Origin of the sequence: Eudoraea algarum, assembly GCF_050589645.1 — a bacterium.
In the GTDB taxonomy this organism is placed as follows: Bacteria; Bacteroidota; Bacteroidia; order Flavobacteriales; family Flavobacteriaceae; genus JBNGOQ01.
The window spans coordinates 537,671-553,339 of sequence record NZ_JBNGOQ010000004.1 but is presented as its reverse complement, the minus strand read 5'-3'; the positions used below and the strand labels follow the sequence as shown (position 1 = coordinate 553,339).

Sequence of the window (15,669 nt, the reverse complement as noted above, 5' to 3'; positions counted from 1 at the left end):
TCCCGGTCTGGTTTCCCTAAAAATAATAAATAAAACACAATCGGAAAACGGAAGTTTTTGGAACGGTAAAATAGGGTTGTTTTGCCAAAGCCGTATCTTTGCGATCGCCTTTTGGCCCAAGCCATTAAAAATGAAGTTTTTAAAAATTTCCTTGCTGCTGCTTTTTTTTGCCGTTACCGCATATGGGCAAAGTTCCATTGCGGAGACTTTGGAAAAATTCAATGATGATAGCGTTCCCTATATTACGGTCAATGCTCTGGCAAGGACAAAAAGCAAAATAATCCTGGACGCCAGGGAAGAAAAGGAATTCCATGTCAGTCACCTCCAAGATGCCCTTTGGGTAGGGTATCTCAACTTTGATCCCAAAAGGGTGCTTAGCAAAATAAAGGACAAAGATACAGCCTTGGTGGTCTACTGCTCGGTGGGCGTGCGTTCCGAGGACATCGCAGAAAAATTAGTGGCGCTGGGGTACACCAATGTCAAAAACCTGTACGGTGGTATTTTCGAATGGAAAAACCAGGGCCTTCCTGTTTTTGATGCCGAGGGAAAAAAAACACATAAAGTACATGCCTATAGTAAGCAATGGGGCAAGCTGCTGACCAAGGGAGACAAGGTTTATAAATAGATAGTGAAACCCATGGATAGTAAAGTGCCCAAAAAGAAAAAAGAGGACCAACGGACAACGGACGGTCCACAGCAGCCCGAAAATTTGCTGCTTATCTTTACCCGAAATCCTGAATTGGGAAAATGCAAGACCAGATTGGCCGCTACCCTGGGCGATAAAAAGGCGCTGGAGATCTATAGCTTTCTGCTGGCCCATACCGCCAAGATTACCCAAGACTTAAAAGCGGAAAAAAGGGTATACTACTCCGAAAGCATCTGGCAGAAAGACATTTGGGACGAGGCGATTTACGATAAAAAGCTACAGGAGGGTAGCGATTTGGGGGCTAGAATGTCCAAGGCATTCCAATGCGGTTTTGAATCGGGTTTCAAAAAAATTATTATTATTGGAAGTGATATGTACGATTTGGACACGGCAGATTTGGAAAAGGCTTTCACCGCTCTGGACGATTCCGATTATGTCATCGGTCCGGCAGAAGACGGGGGCTACTACCTGCTGGGCATGAAATTGCATACTCCGGCCCTCTTTAAACACAAGGACTGGGGAAGGGAAACCGTACTCAGGGACAGCTTGAACGATTTAAAAGACGCCCGGACTATCTTACTGGAAACAAAAAACGATGTGGATGTGTATGAGGACATTGTACATATTGAAGCGTTTCAACCTTTTTTAAAACATAACAGATCATGACCATGACGCTTAAGCAATTGGAGGAATCAACGGCCTATTTAAAGCAAAAGGGATTCGATGCCCCTGAAATAGGGATTGTATTGGGAACCGGCCTTGGCAAATTAGTGGATGAAATTGAAAATCCCATTGTGGCCCATTACAACCATATTCCCTTTTTTCCCCTTGCAACGGTGGAGTTTCACTCGGGAAAGCTCATTTATGGTACCATGGCCGGCAAAACTGTGGTGGTGATGCAGGGACGGTTTCATTTGTACGAAGGATACGATCTTCTGGATGTTACCTATCCTATACGTGTAATGCATGCGCTGGGTATAAAAAAGCTATTTATTTCCAATGCGGCTGGGGCCATTGATTTGAGCTTTAAAAAGGGGGATCTTATGTTGATCAAAGACCATATCAACCTGCAGGGCGGGTCGCCCCTGGCCTTTAAAAACGTAGCGGAGTTCGGTGACCGATTTGTAGATATGGGCGAACCTTATGACCGTTCCATGCAGGAAAAGATACGAGCCATTGCACAACGGGAGAACATTTCATTGCAGGAAGGCGTCTACGTTTCCGTAGTAGGGCCACAATTGGAAACCAAAGCGGAATACCGGATGCTGAAGATCATTGGGGCCGATGCCGTGGGTATGAGTACGGTTCCAGAAGTAATTGTTGCCAATCATTTACGACTACCTATATTAGCAGTATCTGTGTTGACCGATGAATGCGACCCCGACAATCTACAACCGATTAATATTGAGGAGATTATAAGGATCGCGGGGGAAGCTGAACCCAAAATGATCAAACTATTTAAGGAACTAATAAAGGAAATATGAGTTATTTAGAAGCAACAAACGATTTGTACAAGGAAGCGGCCCTAGCGCCAGATGTTGGCTTATGCTGTACTACCAATCCTATTTGGCAGTTCCCGGGACTATCCATCCCCAAGATTATGCAGGAAATGAACTATGGTTGTGGCAGTACGGTATCTGCACAAGATCTGGTAAACAACCCCAAAGTATTGTACGTAGGCGTTGGTGGAGGAATGGAACTCTTGCAATTCGCTTATTTTTCCCGTCAAAAAGGCGGGGTTACCGGTGTTGATGTGGTAGACGAAATGTTGGAGGCTTCCCGGAACAATTTTAAGATCGCCGAGAAGGAAAATGATTGGTTCAAAAGTGAATACGTGAATCTGGTGAAGGGCGATGCGCTAAATCTTCCGGTCGAAAGTGAAAGCATTGATGTAGCGGCGCAAAACTGTCTTTTCAATATCTTTAAGACCGAAGACTTAAAAAAGGCCGTTGCGGAAATGTACCGGGTACTAAAACCCCATGGCCGTTTGGTCATGAGCGATCCCACCTGCGAGCAGCCCATGAACGAAACCTTGAGGAATGACGACCGACTTAGGGCACTCTGCCTTAGTGGTAGTATTCCGATCAAGGACTATGTTAAGGTACTGACGGATGCCGGTTTTGGAACCATAGAAATACGCGCAAGAAAGTCATATAGGGTATTATCCCCAAATCATTATCCCACCGACGAATTGGTTCATATTGAGTCGATCGAAATTGCGGCCATAAAGGATCCCATGCCCGCGGACGGTCCTTGTATGTTTACTGGAAAAACCGCCATCTACTACGGGGATGAGGAGTATTTTGATGATCAAAACGGACATGTACTCATGCAGAACCAGCCTCTGGCCGTATGTGATAAGACTGCTGACGCCCTTGCCAAGGCCAGCGACCATATCCACGTTAGCGAAAGCACATGGCACTATGATGGTGGCGGCTGCTGCTAACTGATTTCGGTGCCATTTGATTCCGTTGCCCAAGTCCTTTCCAAGACCTTGGGGCAGCACTAATATGTTAATGTGCTCCATTGGATGTAAGTAAGTTTGTGCAGTTACGTCGAATGAAAGATACAGTCGACAAAAACTATATATGAGTGCCATATTTGTTCTCCTATTCCTTGCTGCCTGCTTTTTGGCGTATAGCAACGGTGCAAATGATAACTTTAAAGGGGTAGCCACACTTTTTGGCAGTGGCACCACCAATTACAAAAAAGCCATTGGCTGGGCTACCATTACTACATTTGCCGGATCCGTGGCTGCTATCTTTTTGGCCAAGGAACTGGTGAAAAATTTCTCCGGTAAAGGCTTGGTGCCCAATGATCTTATCCTAAGCCCTAATTTTGCGATCGCAATCGCCTTGGGGGCGGCCCTGACCGTTTTTACAGCCACTCGCATCGGAATGCCCATTTCCACCACACACAGTCTTGTTGGGGCCCTTTTTGGTGCAGGAGTTATGGCGGTTGGGAGCGATTTTAATTTTTTAAAACTGGGAAAGACCTTTCTAGTGCCTCTTGTTGTAAGTCCCTTGATGGCCGCGGTACTAAGTTTGATCGCTTATCTTATTTTCAGGTATTTCAGGAGGCTGTTGAAGCTTACCAAGACCGACGGTGTCTATTTCGAAAAAACAGAGACCCAGGTGGTATCGCCACCGGGAAACCAAATGAATATGGTAGGCGGTACCGGTGTTAGGGCACATATTGGCAATAATGACATGGGGATGTATAACGGGCATGTTTTTGGAATAACCGCCCAAAAGATCTTGGATACCTTACATTACATAAGCGCTGGAATTGTGAGTTTTGCCAGGGGCCTCAACGACACTCCAAAAATTGTTGGCCTGCTTCTCATCATCAATACCCTTAATATTCAGTGGGGAATGATTGCCGTAGCCACGGTAATGGCCATAGGAGGTCTTGTAAATGCCAAAAAGGTAGGGGTTACCATGAGCAAAAAAATTACCCCTATGAACGCAGGACAAGGCTTTACGGCCAATATCATTACCGGACTATTGGTTACCACGGCCAGTGTTCATGGTTTACCGGTTTCTACGACCCATGTGTCTGTAGGTTCCATTTTCGGGATTGGTACGGTAACCAAAAAATCGGACGTGGGAATGGTGTCCAAAATTATACTCTCATGGGTATTGACGCTGCCGATCGCTGCCCTGGCAAGTGGGCTGTTCTATTTGTTGTTGCAGAAGTTTTTTTAGAATACCTTATTGCAGCGGTGTGTTTTGGTTGTGGACTTAAACAAGGAGGCTTTTTACCGAAAAAATAATCTTCCCATGTAAGGAAGCTTGCCATGGGCGGACTTAATTGCTAAATTGCAGCAGATGAGAATAGTTCTACTCCTCACACTTTTCTTTATCGTTTCCTGCGGAAGTCCCAAAACGCTTGTGGCACAGGAAACGGAGGTAATGGAAAATGCATCCTCCCAATCGGACGTGATGGAAACTGACGCTCCACCAGGGGAGGATCTTCCAAATGAAACTCCTTCCTTGGACAGTATTTCCAAAGCGCCTATCCAAGAAACGAACATACCAAAGCCCGAACCGGCAAAAACAACGGGGGTAGTAGAAGCAGCATTTGATCACAGCGCTTGGAATGAACTGCTGAAAACTTACGTAAATGTCAACGGCGATGTGGACTATGGCAGTTTTAAAGCCGATAGGGCAAAGCTGCAGGTTTATCTGGACGCCCTGGCAGCTAATCTGCCGGATGAAAGCTGGACCAGGGAACAGGTACTGGCCTATTGGATCAACGCTTACAATGCCTTTACCATAAAACTGATTATAGACAACTATCCCATTAAGAGTATCAAGGACATCAAGGACCCTTGGGGTACCCGTTTCTTCAAACTAGGAGACAAATGGTACAATTTGGGGGAAATAGAACACAAAATTCTAAGAAAAATGGACGAGCCCCGTATCCATTTTGCCATTAACTGCGCCTCGTACTCCTGTCCCAGATTACTGAACGAAGCCTATACACCCTCCCGATTGGAAGCCCAATTACAGGCTATGACCATAGATTTTGTCAATGATACCAAGCGCAATCGCATTAGTACTTCATCCGCACAGTTATCCAATATTTTCAAATGGTACAAAAAGGATTTTACCACAGGAACTTCCTTGATAGACTACATTAAAGCCTATACCAATATCGCGGTAGGAAAGCAAACCAAAATCACATATCTTAAATATGATTGGAGCCTGAATGAAGCAAAATAAACCCCGGACAATCAGCATTATCGTTCCGGTGCTCAACGAGGAGGAGCATATCGGGAAGCTCTTGGACCATTTAGCAAAAAATTGCGCTTCCTCTGGAAACATCGAGGAAATCCTTATTGTGGACGGAGGAAGTACGGACCGTACCGCCGCTGTAGCCCTTGATTTGGGGGCCAAGATATTACCTGCCGAAAAGGGGCGTGCCAAACAAATGAATTATGGCGCGCAACATGCCAGGGGAGACCTGTTCTATTTTTTGCACGCCGATACCCTACCGCCCAAGAATTTTGACAACTTTATCCTCAAAGCCAAGGAGGAAGGATTTGATGCGGGCTGTTTTCGCATGCGGTTCGATAGCAATAATTGGGCCTTGAAATTGTTCGCATGGTTCACCAAAGTCAACCACAGGATTTGTAGAGGGGGAGACCAGTCCCTTTTTATTTCCCGATCATTGTTCCAAAAATCATTGGGTTTTGACGAAAACTATATTATTTATGAGGACAACGAGTTTATTGGGCGCCTGTACAAAATAACCAACTTTAAGATACTTCCACAGCGCGTGCAAACCTCAGCGCGTAAATATGAGAAAAATGGATGGCTCAGATTGCAGTACCATTTTGGGGTTATTCACCTAAAGAAGTTCATGGGAGCACCTCCGGGGGCCCTATATGATTACTACAGGCGTAAAGTGGCGTCTTAGATTGCGTTTTACCTCAACAAGAAACCAACTAATCCATCGGTTTTCATTGAGGCAAGGAAGTCCCCCGCTTGCTCTGATCAATCCTTGTCCTCAAAGTCCAAATCGGAGTAGTCCAATAACACCCCATTGGTGATAATATCCGCAAGGGTCCTTTTACGCGCTTTGGGGTTTCGGTCTATTTCAATATAGGTCATGGTAGGCAGGATGTTCTTGGCCAAGTACAGACCGCCTTTATCCTTAAAAACCTCGGAATAACTCTTAAAATATCTGGTTCTAATGTTTCGTTCCCGGAACATGCGCCGTATGTTGTTCGCCAATTTTTTTCCTTCCGCGCTGGTTTCGTGATGGTATAAGGTAACGTCTATTCCTGGCCCGGTAGTGGAGATGCGTTCTTGGATGACCAACAACCGCTGATATTTGCCGTTGTGCTTTAAATAGCGTTTGTTGATTGCATCAATATAGGCGTCCATGCCCTTGGTCTGCATAAGGGTCTCATCGACATCATTCCTATTGGCATCCGTTTTGGTGGTGGATGCATGGGAATCGTTTAACCAATACACCATGGCGCCTCGAAGCAATAGTTCCTTCGCCAGTTGCAATGTTATATCCTTTTCGGAGCGACGTTCCTTAACGTTTTTTTCCGCCGCCTCGTGCCTCTCCTGTATCGAAACCAAATAATAGACCACCTTGTTTAAGGAACTGTCCTTTCGCACAAAGTCTGCCACTTCCCTACCAAACAGCGGAGTTTCGGACCCATCTGACAATTGTATCTGTCTCGCCATTGCCTTAAAGGAATCAGGCACCCGCGGAATAACATATTCCTTGCCCTTTTTTAACCCATTTCCCGATTTCAAACTACTTCGGTTCAAGGCGATAAAATCAGCGTAATATTTTATGGGATCAATACCCTGTCTTCGGAGAATGGAAAAAATACCATCGCCCTCTTCGGCGATAGCTTTCAACGGGGGATCTTGGGCGCGTATCTGTCCAAGGAAGAGGAAAATAAGCACTATAAACGTGATCCCCTTATTAACAGGCATTCTAAAGATGGTTTCCTACAAAGGTATTTAAAAATACTGACCAATTCCAAATACAATGCCCTTTGCGGCTTCCTGAGTGATCCCATGTCCGTAATCGACCCTAAAAATGGCGTTGAAAATACGCTTATGAATAAAGCGGATACCAAAACCGGGATATATCCTCAAATTTTCATCATCCCCAAAATCTCCAAAGTCACCTCCGGGATTTCGCCATGAGCCCCCGTCGATGAAAACATTGCCCTGTAGCACAAACCAATCCTTGTCTATCAAGGTATGCCTGTATTCCGTATTCAGGACAATGGCAGCAGTACCTCTATCAATGGTATTCCCTACCCCACGTATATTCAAGTTGTTGTCCACGGCAAAGGGCGCAAAGGGAGAATCTATATTGCTCGCGACTCCCAAACGCAAGCGACTGGCCCAATTGCCTCGTTTTCCTACCCTATTGAAATAGACAAAATCATTGAAGCCGATCAAAAACTCCGGTAGGCGTACATCCGAACTGGTCACGTATTGCAGGTTGAGCGTACTTTTAAATCCCGATAAATACTGATAATAATATTTTATACCGTTGTATTCATAGATGAGTTTGTACAATAATTTATCCACCACAAGTTCTAAAGGCACATCCGGACTTGTAGCGCCAAATAGGAACTCGTAGTCTTCCGTAAAAAAGTTGATGCCCAACTCGATCCTGTTTTTCAGATTAAATTCGTAGAGTCCCAAAACCTCGAAGGAGGTATTGTTATATTTATAATCTGCTGTAGCATTCTCAAAAAAAACCGGTTCCTGGGTTGTTAAATCTTGATAGTTGACGGCCAGGCCCAAGGTATTTGTAAACAAATAGGGCGCCCGGATATTTAGCCCGAACGAATTAAACACATCCCGTTGATAAAACCCGCCCAGGGTAATATTCCGACCCAAAAGGTTGAATTCCTGAAGCCCGATCCGGAAGGCAAAATCGTCATTGGTAGAGGTATATACATTGGCAAACGGAATCAAAGTGAAGTTTTCCTCAATATTATAAAATACATTATAGGTGTTTTCCTGGGCAGGGAAAACCTGAAAGTAAGCATGCGACACCGATGGTAGACGTTTTAAGCGGGCGATATCCGCTTCCATGGCCATAGAGTCCAAGATGGTTCCAGGCCGTACCTTGGCAATTTTTTTGATAAAGGATGCCTTGGTCCGCTTATTGCCCTGTACCTTTACATCGGCTACGGTAGGTTGTTGCGCAAATCCCCAAGCAAAAAGGAAAAAAAGCAAAAGTGATGGACCAAACCTCATGGCAATTTTTGGGTTTTGGCTTTAAAGATAGCCCATCCCTTCCTAAAAAAGTTCACGGTCTTGTGATAATTAAGGGCCTTGGAAAAACTTCGGGCAAACCCGCTGGTTCAATTAGGACTTCCATAAAGTACCAGATGCACCAAGGAGGGAAAAACCCTTGGGAAAGCAGACACCGAGGGTGCATGACACCTTACCGATACCTATTAAAATACTGTTGCAGTACGTCTTCCGCAGGTTTGTTTTGAGGGGTAAATCGGTTGCAGGTATCCCCGCCCGCGTTTTTATGATCAATGAACCACTTCCATACAAATCCACCAGCAAACCAATCCTCAGTCCAAAACTCTTCGAAGATCGCTTTTTTCGCGTTCACCTGACCCTCAAAATTGACCGCCATTTGGTTTTGATCTACCAACCAGGGTTTTTTGGCCGTATAATCCATACTTCGGTATCCGAACTCGGTAAACAGCACCGGTTTGTTCATGGTTTCGGACAAGAGGGAAATTCTTTCTTTATGGGGTCGCCATCCGGCCTTGAGCTGCTCAATTGTCGGGGTCTTTTCCTCGGACAAAGGGAAATAAGCATCAATCCCTATATAATCGAGCTCATCCCAAAAAGAGGTTCTCGGGTACTCGTCCCAATTGGCCGCATAGGTTAGTTTACCCTGGTATACCGCTCTAATTTTTTTAATTAGGGCTTTCCAGTACTGGGGCCGGTTTTTTACAAATTGTTCCAATTCGGTTCCAATGCAAAGTAATTTGGTATTGGTCTCCTCGGCCAGTTTGGCATAGGTGAGGATAAACGCATCGTACGAAGCTTCCAGGGCCTTCCAATCCTCTTCCGATCCCATCTTTAATCCGCCGGTAAACTCCCCCCTCCAAATCCAAATTTGTGGTTTCAGCATCACCTCGATCCCATTTTTCTGGAGCAATTGTATGTATTGCTTGGCACCTCTCCTGGTTTCCCCGTACCATTGCCTGTCCGTGTCAAAGACAATATCCGGGGAATGCAGGTCCCGAATAAACCCGAACGGCATTACCGCAGCATAACCGGCATTGATCCCAACCACGGCATCCACTTGTTGCTGGGTAACCTTTTCACGGGAACCCACAAAACTCACTCCATTGATTTTTTCCATGACCTGACCGGTACAGGAGAGTTGCACCAGACATAAAAAAAGAAGCCCTATTTTCCTCATATGATCGGGAATAAGGCTTCTAAAATAATATTTTTATGAATTCCTTCTACAAAATGGCCCTTAAGCCTATGTTAAAGGTTTCCCCTAGGCCTGTGTCATTGCCCCTTACGAAATTTGTATACAGAAACTCAATGTTCAATGCTTTGGTCAATTGGTACTTTAGACCTCCACCAAGCGCGGTAAAGTCTTGTTCAAAATCGCTGCCCAGGTCTATCAATTGGGAATGTTGCGCCAAAGCCAGGATGGTGAACTTGGAACTTGGGAAATAACTCAAAAAGATGCCTGGCGTAAGCCGCAAACTGTTGTTGGCAAAACTCTCGTCCTTGTCCCCAAAATTCAGTTCGGAATTGATCTCGCTGAACAACTGCCACTTATCTCCGGGAAAGGTATAATCATAGAAAAACCGATTCTGCCAAATAAATCCGTTTTGATCTAAAAAAACACCATTTTCCGTTTCGTTATCCACTAAGGGAATAAAAAAGGAGCTTTGTATGGAAAAATTGCTCAGAGAAGCAAAAGGCACAAATTTTACAGAAGGTGCTATGGAAGTCAGACCTGATCGGGCCGTGGTGTCATCACCGTCAAACTGAAATACCTCCAGGGCACCCCTATCGGCCACCACGTTGGACCTAAACTCCAGGATGGCCCCCACATTCCATCTTTTATTTTCACCAACGCCCGTATACACCTCCAAGGTAGAGGTAAAAAAGGTCTGCCTGGGTTCTCTGCCCTCGCTAAAGGTACTCTCTGTCTGTGTATAGAGGTTGTTGAACCATTTAAGATCCCACTGGCCCTTGCCGACCAATTTGGAAGGAGTAAAGGTCTGGATGTTACTTTTCTGTTGATCCTTATCGTCCTGTGCAATAGCTGTTGCTGCAACAAAAAACAATGCAATACTTAATATACCGTGTTTAAACAATTTCATTTTAGTCGTTATTTATATGTCGTTATTATTTACTTTCATTTAGGGTCCAATCGTAACTGTAGAAATAGGTTTTGGCCTTTTCCGGAAGTTTCTCGTTTCGGTACAGGTTCACAAAATCGACCAAACTCTTTCCACCCTGCGTAAAATCTCCCTTGTACCATTCAAAAATCTGGGAAAGCCCAACCTTGTTCTTATTTAGTTTGATAAACTCCGGATTGTTCAGCGCCAATTGGGTCTGTTTCTGCAGTTGCACCTCCAAGGAAGAGGGCAAGTATGCCCGGTCAATAATGGGGGGACAGCCTAAACCGGCACAGACCAAAACGAAATGAAAACGGGCTTCGTTGGGAAAATTGGCCCTCAACAGTTTGTTTTCTATGTCGTTCAAAGTGATGCTATGCCCACCAATATTGTATTTGATCGCATCAAAAAAACCTGCCTTGTCCAGGGGCGACTTTATTGGATAATTGTCCACGATTCCCTTGATTACCGAAAGATTATACCCGTTGATCCAGAATGCTTGGTATTCCTTACTGTCCGATTTGGACACACTAATGCCCTCGGCCATACTTATCAGTTCGTCAAGTGCGCCCGGATCTTGTTTGATTGTGCTATAGGCTACCCTACCTTGTTTTATATAGGTCTTAAAAAAAGTATCGGCCTTGGAGAAAAACTCAGCTTTGGTCTGCCCATAGCTTAGGGAGACGGTCAATAAAAAAACAGCTGTAAGGTGTGCTATGGTACTTTTCATTTGCATGGTTTTATTTGTGCTAGATTGACGCTTAGGTCGAATCATTGCCCACTACCCTACAGAAAATTCAGAATTTTGTGATTTATTTAAGAAATTAGTAATCAACGAGTTAGGTGTTCGTTTTTTCATCTAAAACCTTACAGCAAAACATCGTATTTAAATTCTTTCTAAATTAAAGTTGAAAATTAAGTTCTTATATTTAGACACGACCTAAAAAATTGTAACACCCACAATCCAAATGGAAAACATCGTTATCATCGGTAACGGTATCGCTGGTGTATCCGCAGCCAGACATATCCGAAAACTATCCGATAAAAGAATCATTATGGTTTCGGCGGAAACCGATTATTTCTTCTCCCGTACCGCTTTGATGTACGTTTACATGGGCCATATGAAGTTTGATCATATTCAACCCTATGAGAACTGGTTTTGGCAAAAGAACAGGATAGAATTGGTCCGAGGCTATGTTACCAAGGTAAATCACGAAGAGAAAAAGTTGCTATTGGACAACTCCAGGACTATTGGCTATGATAAATTGATCATTGCCACGGGATCCAAACCCAACAAGTTTGGTTGGCCAGGCCAGGATTTGCATGGGGTACAGGGTATGTACTCCAAACAGGACCTAGATCTCCTGGAAGTCCATGCCCCGAACAAGGAGCTCTGCAAGCGTGCCGTGATCGTAGGGGGCGGACTCATAGGAATAGAGTTGGCCGAAATGCTTAGAAGCAGGGATATTCCAGTGACCTTTTTGGTCAGGGAAAGCAGTTTCTGGAACGGTGTGCTTCCGGAAGGGGAATCGCAGATGATCAACGAGCACATCCTGGAGCACCACATCGATCTAAAATTGGGGACCAACCTTGTTGAAATCATTCCTGACGAAAATGGCAAGGCAAAAGCGGTCACTACGGATAAAGGCGAAACAATCGAATGCGATGTGGTAGGACTCACCGCCGGGGTTTCCCCAAATGTGGATTTTTTAAAGGATTCCGGTATTGAACTCGGCAGGGGTGTAAAGGTCAACAGGCACTTGGAAACCAATATTCAGGATATATATGCTATAGGCGACTGCGCCGAACAGCATGAGGCCATTGGCAACCGCCGGCCCATCGAAGCAGTATGGTATACCGGGCGCATGATGGGCGAGACCGTGGCCCATACCATCTGTGGAAACAAATTGGAATACAAGCCCGGGCACTGGTTCAACTCTGCCAAATTCCTGGACATAGAATACCAGACCTACGGCTGGGTATTTGCCGACGGGCCGGCCAAAAAGGACTATGAACAACATTTTCACTGGAGACATGCCCTAGAGAAAGTTTGTATCACGGTGGCTTATCATAGGGAAACCCGACAGTTTTTGGGCATCAATACCTTTGGTATCCGTATGCGCCACGAAATTTTTGACCGTTGGCTTACCGAGGGACGATCGGTAGACCATGTCATGGAACATTTAGGGGATGCCAACTTTGATCCAGAATTCTATTCGCACTACGAGACCGAAATCGTATCCAAATACAATTCGGAAATGGGCGCCAACATCAAACCCAAGAAAAAAAGTTGGGCACGAATTTTTCAAACCACATAAACCAGAAACAGACTATGAGCACTTTAGATAAAAGCATGGCGCTTACCGGCCAACCCCCCAAGTCATTGAGCAAAGGGCAAAAATTGGCTACCCTTTGGGGTATGGCAGGTCTTGGCATTTTATTGCTCGCTTCTTTCAACATAAATTTTCCCAACAAAGGGCTGTGGCTCTCCCTAGCGCTGCTCTCCATTTTTGGGGGAACCTTCTGGTTCTCCAAAGAAGCCTATGGCCAGAAACACAAGGGCATCAAAAATGATGGGGTATGGTTTAAATCCATTTCCTCGGCGGGCCTCTTCGGATGGCTGGCGGGGATAGCTCTGACCGGATTTTATATTGTGCTCTATTTTTTTCCGGCCTATTTGGGATTGTCCTCAAAAGGCGATAATACCGGGGTTATTGCTCTGTTTGACCCCCTTAGTAAAATGCTCAGTGGAAATCCGGCCAGCCAGTGGTTTGTATATGGAACCTTATACACCGTGGCCATTTTGGCCTTTGGGGTCAAGTTCATTTGGAAATACCGCCATAACCGTTACGAGGTTTTACGGACCATTAGCGTTATGTTTTTTCAAGCAGCCTTTGCCTTTCTCATTCCAGAGATTATGGCCAGGCTCAACGGCAAGATTCCGTACTACGACCTCAAGAATATGTGGCCCTTGAACTACTATAATTTTGAACGCTACCGAATTAATGGTTTTATAGATGCCGGAGACGTAGGGATGGCCATGCTCCTTTTTGGTATTCTTACCATTTTTGTAATCTCACCCATCCTCACCTTTAAGTATGGTAAGCGCTGGTATTGCTCATGGGTATGTGGCTGTGGCGGATTGGCCGAGACTGCCGGCGATTCCTTTAGGCAATTAAGCGATAAAAAAGTATCGGCCTGGAAGGTTGAACGCTGGGTGGTACATAGCGTGGTGGTATTTGTTACCCTGATGACCACGGCAGTAATCTATTCCTATCTTGGCAACGATACCAGCAAGTACTGGCTTACGAAAACCACCTTTCTAGTGGGGGTAACCGCAATCCTGACCTTGGTCTTTGGATGGGTAATGCTCTTTAAAAGACAAGAGCTCCAAAAGGATGCCCAATATGGTGCCATTGGTTATTTTGTAATCATTATGGCACTGATCGGGCTACATTACTTTAGTGGTGACGGCAATATCTTTCTCTTCAAATCGGAAAGCCTTAGAAAATCTTACGGCTTTTTGATCGGGAGCATTTTTTCTGGTGTCATCGGAACCGGATTCTACCCCTTATTGGGCAATAGGGTCTGGTGCAGGTTTGGTTGTCCCATGGCGGCCATTCTGGGATTCCAACAGCGGCTCTTCTCCAGATTCAGGATCACCACCAACGGTGGTCAGTGCATCTCCTGTGGAAATTGTTCCACCTATTGCGAAATGGGTATCGATGTAAGGGCCTACGCCCAAAAAGGGGAGAACATCGTACGATCTAGTTGTGTGGGCTGTGGTATTTGTTCCGCTGTTTGTCCGCGGGGTGTCCTTAAACTGGAAAACGGCCCCCTAAAAGGGCGTATAGATAGCAATCAGGTATTGTTGGGCAATGATGTGGACCTCATGGATCTTGTAAATCAGAAATAAGGTGTTAACCTATTCCCTTTGTCCCGACAAAAAGTAAAAAACTATGTCTTCAAAGTTGCTCCCTTTGATTTGGACATTGCTCCTAATAGGTATATCCCCCAAAATGGGAAGGGTCTACCAGAAAGATTATTATCAATCCGGAACCTTGCGATCAGAAGGATGGCAGAACGGACAAAACAAGGTGGGATATTGGAAATTTTATCATGAAAACGGGGTAAAATCCGAACAGGGACATTACCTTAGGGACCAAAGGGAGAATTACTGGCATTTTTACGATCCACGTGGGAGATTACTAAAACAGGGGCATTATCACAAAGGGAAAGAAGTAGATTGGTGGTTGTTTTATGACGCCAGGGGAAAAGTGAACCACAAATGCCAGCTCAAGGACGGCATAAAAAATGGCTATTGTCTTAAATACATGAATGAAAAATTAACCTCAGCGGAAAAGTATTCCAATGGAAGGAAAATTAAGGAGTGGTTCAGTTTTAGAAGTTTCCAGCGGGAAAACAAGCTTTCCGATTTAAAATAATGACGGATATCAAAGTGATTATTCCTGCCTTCAATGAAGGGGAGTCCATTGCCAAGGTCATTGCAGAAATTCCGGACTGCGTCTCGGAAATCATCGTGGTCAATAACCATTCTACGGACCAAACCGTGGAAAACGCCAGCAAAGCGGGGGCTACGGTCCTAACCGAGAATCGAAAAGGATATGGCTACGCCTGCCTCTGCGGCATGGATTATGTGGCCAAACAATCCAAAACCCCCAATATCATCGTATTTATCGACGGAGATTATTCCGATTACCCGGAGGAACTCTCCAAAATTGTAAAACCCATTGTTGAGGACGGTGTTGATTTTGTTGTTGGGGCAAGGGTAAGCGCGTTACGCGAACCAGGCTCCATGACGCCACAGCAAATTTTTGGCAATAAGTTGGCCACTTTTTTGATGAAGTTGTTTTTTAGGGCAACATTTACGGACTTAGGACCGTTTAGGGCCATAAAGTATGACAAGTTGTTAACACTGGAAATGGAGGACAAAACCTACGGATGGACCGTGGAAATGCAGCTGAAAGCACTGAAGAGAAAATTGACATATACCGAAGTACCAGTGCGTTATAAAAAAAGAATTGGTATGTCCAAGGTGTCGGGTACCGTAAAAGGTAGTATATTTGCAGGCATAAAAATCCTTGGTTGGATATTTAAATACAGCATCAAATAA

The 15,669-nt window shown here is 44.8% G+C and carries 16 protein-coding genes; 11 read left to right on the top strand and 5 right to left on the bottom strand.

The window, feature by feature from the left end:
- Positions 1-130: 130 nt before the first annotated feature.
- The 7 genes from ACRD67_RS17610 (at position 131) to ACRD67_RS17580 (ending at position 6,070) form a co-directional block, all read left to right on the top strand.
- Complete coding sequence (locus ACRD67_RS17610) at positions 131-625, top strand: rhodanese-like domain-containing protein (RefSeq protein ID WP_430968541.1); 495 nt, start codon at positions 131-133, stop codon at positions 623-625.
- A gap of 12 nt (positions 626-637) precedes the next feature.
- Positions 638-1,312: a TIGR04282 family arsenosugar biosynthesis glycosyltransferase gene (locus tag ACRD67_RS17605; RefSeq protein ID WP_430968540.1), complete on the top strand. Its 675-nt coding sequence runs from the start codon at positions 638-640 to the stop codon at positions 1,310-1,312.
- Between the two features lie 2 nt (positions 1,313-1,314).
- Positions 1,315-2,130 (top strand): purine-nucleoside phosphorylase, encoded by an 816-nt coding sequence (locus tag ACRD67_RS17600; protein WP_430968682.1) that lies wholly within the window; start codon positions 1,315-1,317, stop codon positions 2,128-2,130.
- Entirely contained in the window at positions 2,127-3,092 is a 966-nt protein-coding gene (gene arsM / locus ACRD67_RS17595; protein WP_430968539.1) for an arsenosugar biosynthesis arsenite methyltransferase ArsM, read from the top strand. The genes ACRD67_RS17600 and arsM overlap by 4 nt, the downstream gene beginning before the upstream one ends.
- A 142-nt stretch (positions 3,093-3,234) precedes the next feature.
- Entirely contained in the window at positions 3,235-4,353 is a 1,119-nt protein-coding gene (locus ACRD67_RS17590; protein ID WP_430968538.1) for an inorganic phosphate transporter, read from the top strand.
- Between the two features lie 123 nt (positions 4,354-4,476).
- Complete coding sequence (locus ACRD67_RS17585) at positions 4,477-5,373, top strand: DUF547 domain-containing protein (RefSeq protein WP_430968537.1); 897 nt, start codon at positions 4,477-4,479, stop codon at positions 5,371-5,373.
- Positions 5,360-6,070, top strand: a complete 711-nt coding sequence (locus tag ACRD67_RS17580) for a TIGR04283 family arsenosugar biosynthesis glycosyltransferase (RefSeq protein ID WP_430968536.1) — start codon at positions 5,360-5,362, stop codon at positions 6,068-6,070. Before ACRD67_RS17585 ends, ACRD67_RS17580 begins: the two co-directional genes overlap by 14 nt.
- 77 nt (positions 6,071-6,147) lie before the next feature.
- Here the strand turns inward: ACRD67_RS17580 and ACRD67_RS17575 are convergent, their stop codons facing one another.
- From ACRD67_RS17575 to ACRD67_RS17555, 5 genes are all read right to left on the bottom strand, one after another.
- Positions 6,148-7,110, bottom strand: a complete 963-nt coding sequence (locus ACRD67_RS17575; RefSeq protein WP_430968535.1) for a hypothetical protein — start codon at positions 7,108-7,110, stop codon at positions 6,148-6,150.
- A gap of 27 nt (positions 7,111-7,137) precedes the next feature.
- The gene (locus ACRD67_RS17570) at positions 7,138-8,397 is read right to left on the bottom strand and encodes a POTRA domain-containing protein (RefSeq protein ID WP_430968534.1); all 1,260 of its coding nucleotides are present in this window, start codon (positions 8,395-8,397) and stop codon (positions 7,138-7,140) included.
- Positions 8,398-8,587: 190 nt separating this feature from the next.
- Positions 8,588-9,592: a glycoside hydrolase family 113 gene (locus ACRD67_RS17565; RefSeq protein WP_430968533.1), complete on the bottom strand. Its 1,005-nt coding sequence runs from the start codon at positions 9,590-9,592 to the stop codon at positions 8,588-8,590.
- A gap of 46 nt (positions 9,593-9,638) precedes the next feature.
- A complete protein-coding gene (locus ACRD67_RS17560; RefSeq protein WP_430968532.1) occupies positions 9,639-10,517 on the bottom strand; it encodes a hypothetical protein in 879 nt (292 codons plus the stop codon).
- A 25-nt stretch (positions 10,518-10,542) separates the two neighbouring features.
- Positions 10,543-11,265 (bottom strand): DUF547 domain-containing protein, encoded by a 723-nt coding sequence (locus ACRD67_RS17555; RefSeq protein WP_430968531.1) that lies wholly within the window; start codon positions 11,263-11,265, stop codon positions 10,543-10,545.
- 238 nt (positions 11,266-11,503) lie between these two features.
- Here ACRD67_RS17555 and ACRD67_RS17550 point away from each other — a divergent pair, with 238 nt between their 5' ends.
- Genes ACRD67_RS17550 through ACRD67_RS17535 form a run of 4 tightly spaced genes read left to right on the top strand, consistent with a single transcriptional unit; the run spans position 11,504 to position 15,669 of the window.
- The gene (locus ACRD67_RS17550; RefSeq protein WP_430968530.1) at positions 11,504-12,853 is read left to right on the top strand and encodes an NAD(P)/FAD-dependent oxidoreductase; all 1,350 of its coding nucleotides are present in this window, start codon (positions 11,504-11,506) and stop codon (positions 12,851-12,853) included.
- Between the two features lie 14 nt (positions 12,854-12,867).
- Positions 12,868-14,451, top strand: coding sequence for a 4Fe-4S binding protein (locus tag ACRD67_RS17545; RefSeq protein ID WP_430968529.1), 1,584 nt, complete (start codon positions 12,868-12,870; stop codon positions 14,449-14,451).
- A 43-nt stretch (positions 14,452-14,494) separates the two neighbouring features.
- Positions 14,495-14,980, top strand: a complete 486-nt coding sequence (locus tag ACRD67_RS17540; RefSeq protein WP_430968528.1) for a toxin-antitoxin system YwqK family antitoxin — start codon at positions 14,495-14,497, stop codon at positions 14,978-14,980.
- Positions 14,980-15,669 (top strand): glycosyltransferase family 2 protein, encoded by a 690-nt coding sequence (locus tag ACRD67_RS17535; RefSeq protein ID WP_430968527.1) that lies wholly within the window; start codon positions 14,980-14,982, stop codon positions 15,667-15,669. Before ACRD67_RS17540 ends, ACRD67_RS17535 begins: the two co-directional genes overlap by 1 nt.

What these genes read in the sequence shown, in the direction of transcription:
- ACRD67_RS17610 (WP_430968541.1), top strand. Translation starts at nt 131, where the DNA reads ATGAAGTTTTTAAAAATTTCCTTGCTGCTGCTTTTTTTTGCCGTTACC.
- ACRD67_RS17605 (WP_430968540.1), top strand. Translation starts at nt 638, where the DNA reads ATGGATAGTAAAGTGCCCAAAAAGAAAAAAGAGGACCAACGGACAACG.
- ACRD67_RS17600 (WP_430968682.1), top strand. Translation starts at nt 1,315, where the DNA reads ATGACGCTTAAGCAATTGGAGGAATCAACGGCCTATTTAAAGCAAAAG.
- arsM (WP_430968539.1), top strand. Translation starts at nt 2,127, where the DNA reads ATGAGTTATTTAGAAGCAACAAACGATTTGTACAAGGAAGCGGCCCTA.
- ACRD67_RS17590 (WP_430968538.1), top strand. Translation starts at nt 3,235, where the DNA reads ATGAGTGCCATATTTGTTCTCCTATTCCTTGCTGCCTGCTTTTTGGCG.
- ACRD67_RS17585 (WP_430968537.1), top strand. Translation starts at nt 4,477, where the DNA reads ATGAGAATAGTTCTACTCCTCACACTTTTCTTTATCGTTTCCTGCGGA.
- ACRD67_RS17580 (WP_430968536.1), top strand. Translation starts at nt 5,360, where the DNA reads ATGAAGCAAAATAAACCCCGGACAATCAGCATTATCGTTCCGGTGCTC.
- ACRD67_RS17575 (WP_430968535.1), bottom strand. Translation starts at nt 7,110, where the DNA reads ATGCCTGTTAATAAGGGGATCACGTTTATAGTGCTTATTTTCCTCTTC.
- ACRD67_RS17570 (WP_430968534.1), bottom strand. Translation starts at nt 8,397, where the DNA reads ATGAGGTTTGGTCCATCACTTTTGCTTTTTTTCCTTTTTGCTTGGGGA.
- ACRD67_RS17565 (WP_430968533.1), bottom strand. Translation starts at nt 9,592, where the DNA reads ATGAGGAAAATAGGGCTTCTTTTTTTATGTCTGGTGCAACTCTCCTGT.
- ACRD67_RS17560 (WP_430968532.1), bottom strand. Translation starts at nt 10,517, where the DNA reads ATGAAATTGTTTAAACACGGTATATTAAGTATTGCATTGTTTTTTGTT.
- ACRD67_RS17555 (WP_430968531.1), bottom strand. Translation starts at nt 11,265, where the DNA reads ATGAAAAGTACCATAGCACACCTTACAGCTGTTTTTTTATTGACCGTC.
- ACRD67_RS17550 (WP_430968530.1), top strand. Translation starts at nt 11,504, where the DNA reads ATGGAAAACATCGTTATCATCGGTAACGGTATCGCTGGTGTATCCGCA.
- ACRD67_RS17545 (WP_430968529.1), top strand. Translation starts at nt 12,868, where the DNA reads ATGAGCACTTTAGATAAAAGCATGGCGCTTACCGGCCAACCCCCCAAG.
- ACRD67_RS17540 (WP_430968528.1), top strand. Translation starts at nt 14,495, where the DNA reads ATGTCTTCAAAGTTGCTCCCTTTGATTTGGACATTGCTCCTAATAGGT.
- ACRD67_RS17535 (WP_430968527.1), top strand. Translation starts at nt 14,980, where the DNA reads ATGACGGATATCAAAGTGATTATTCCTGCCTTCAATGAAGGGGAGTCC.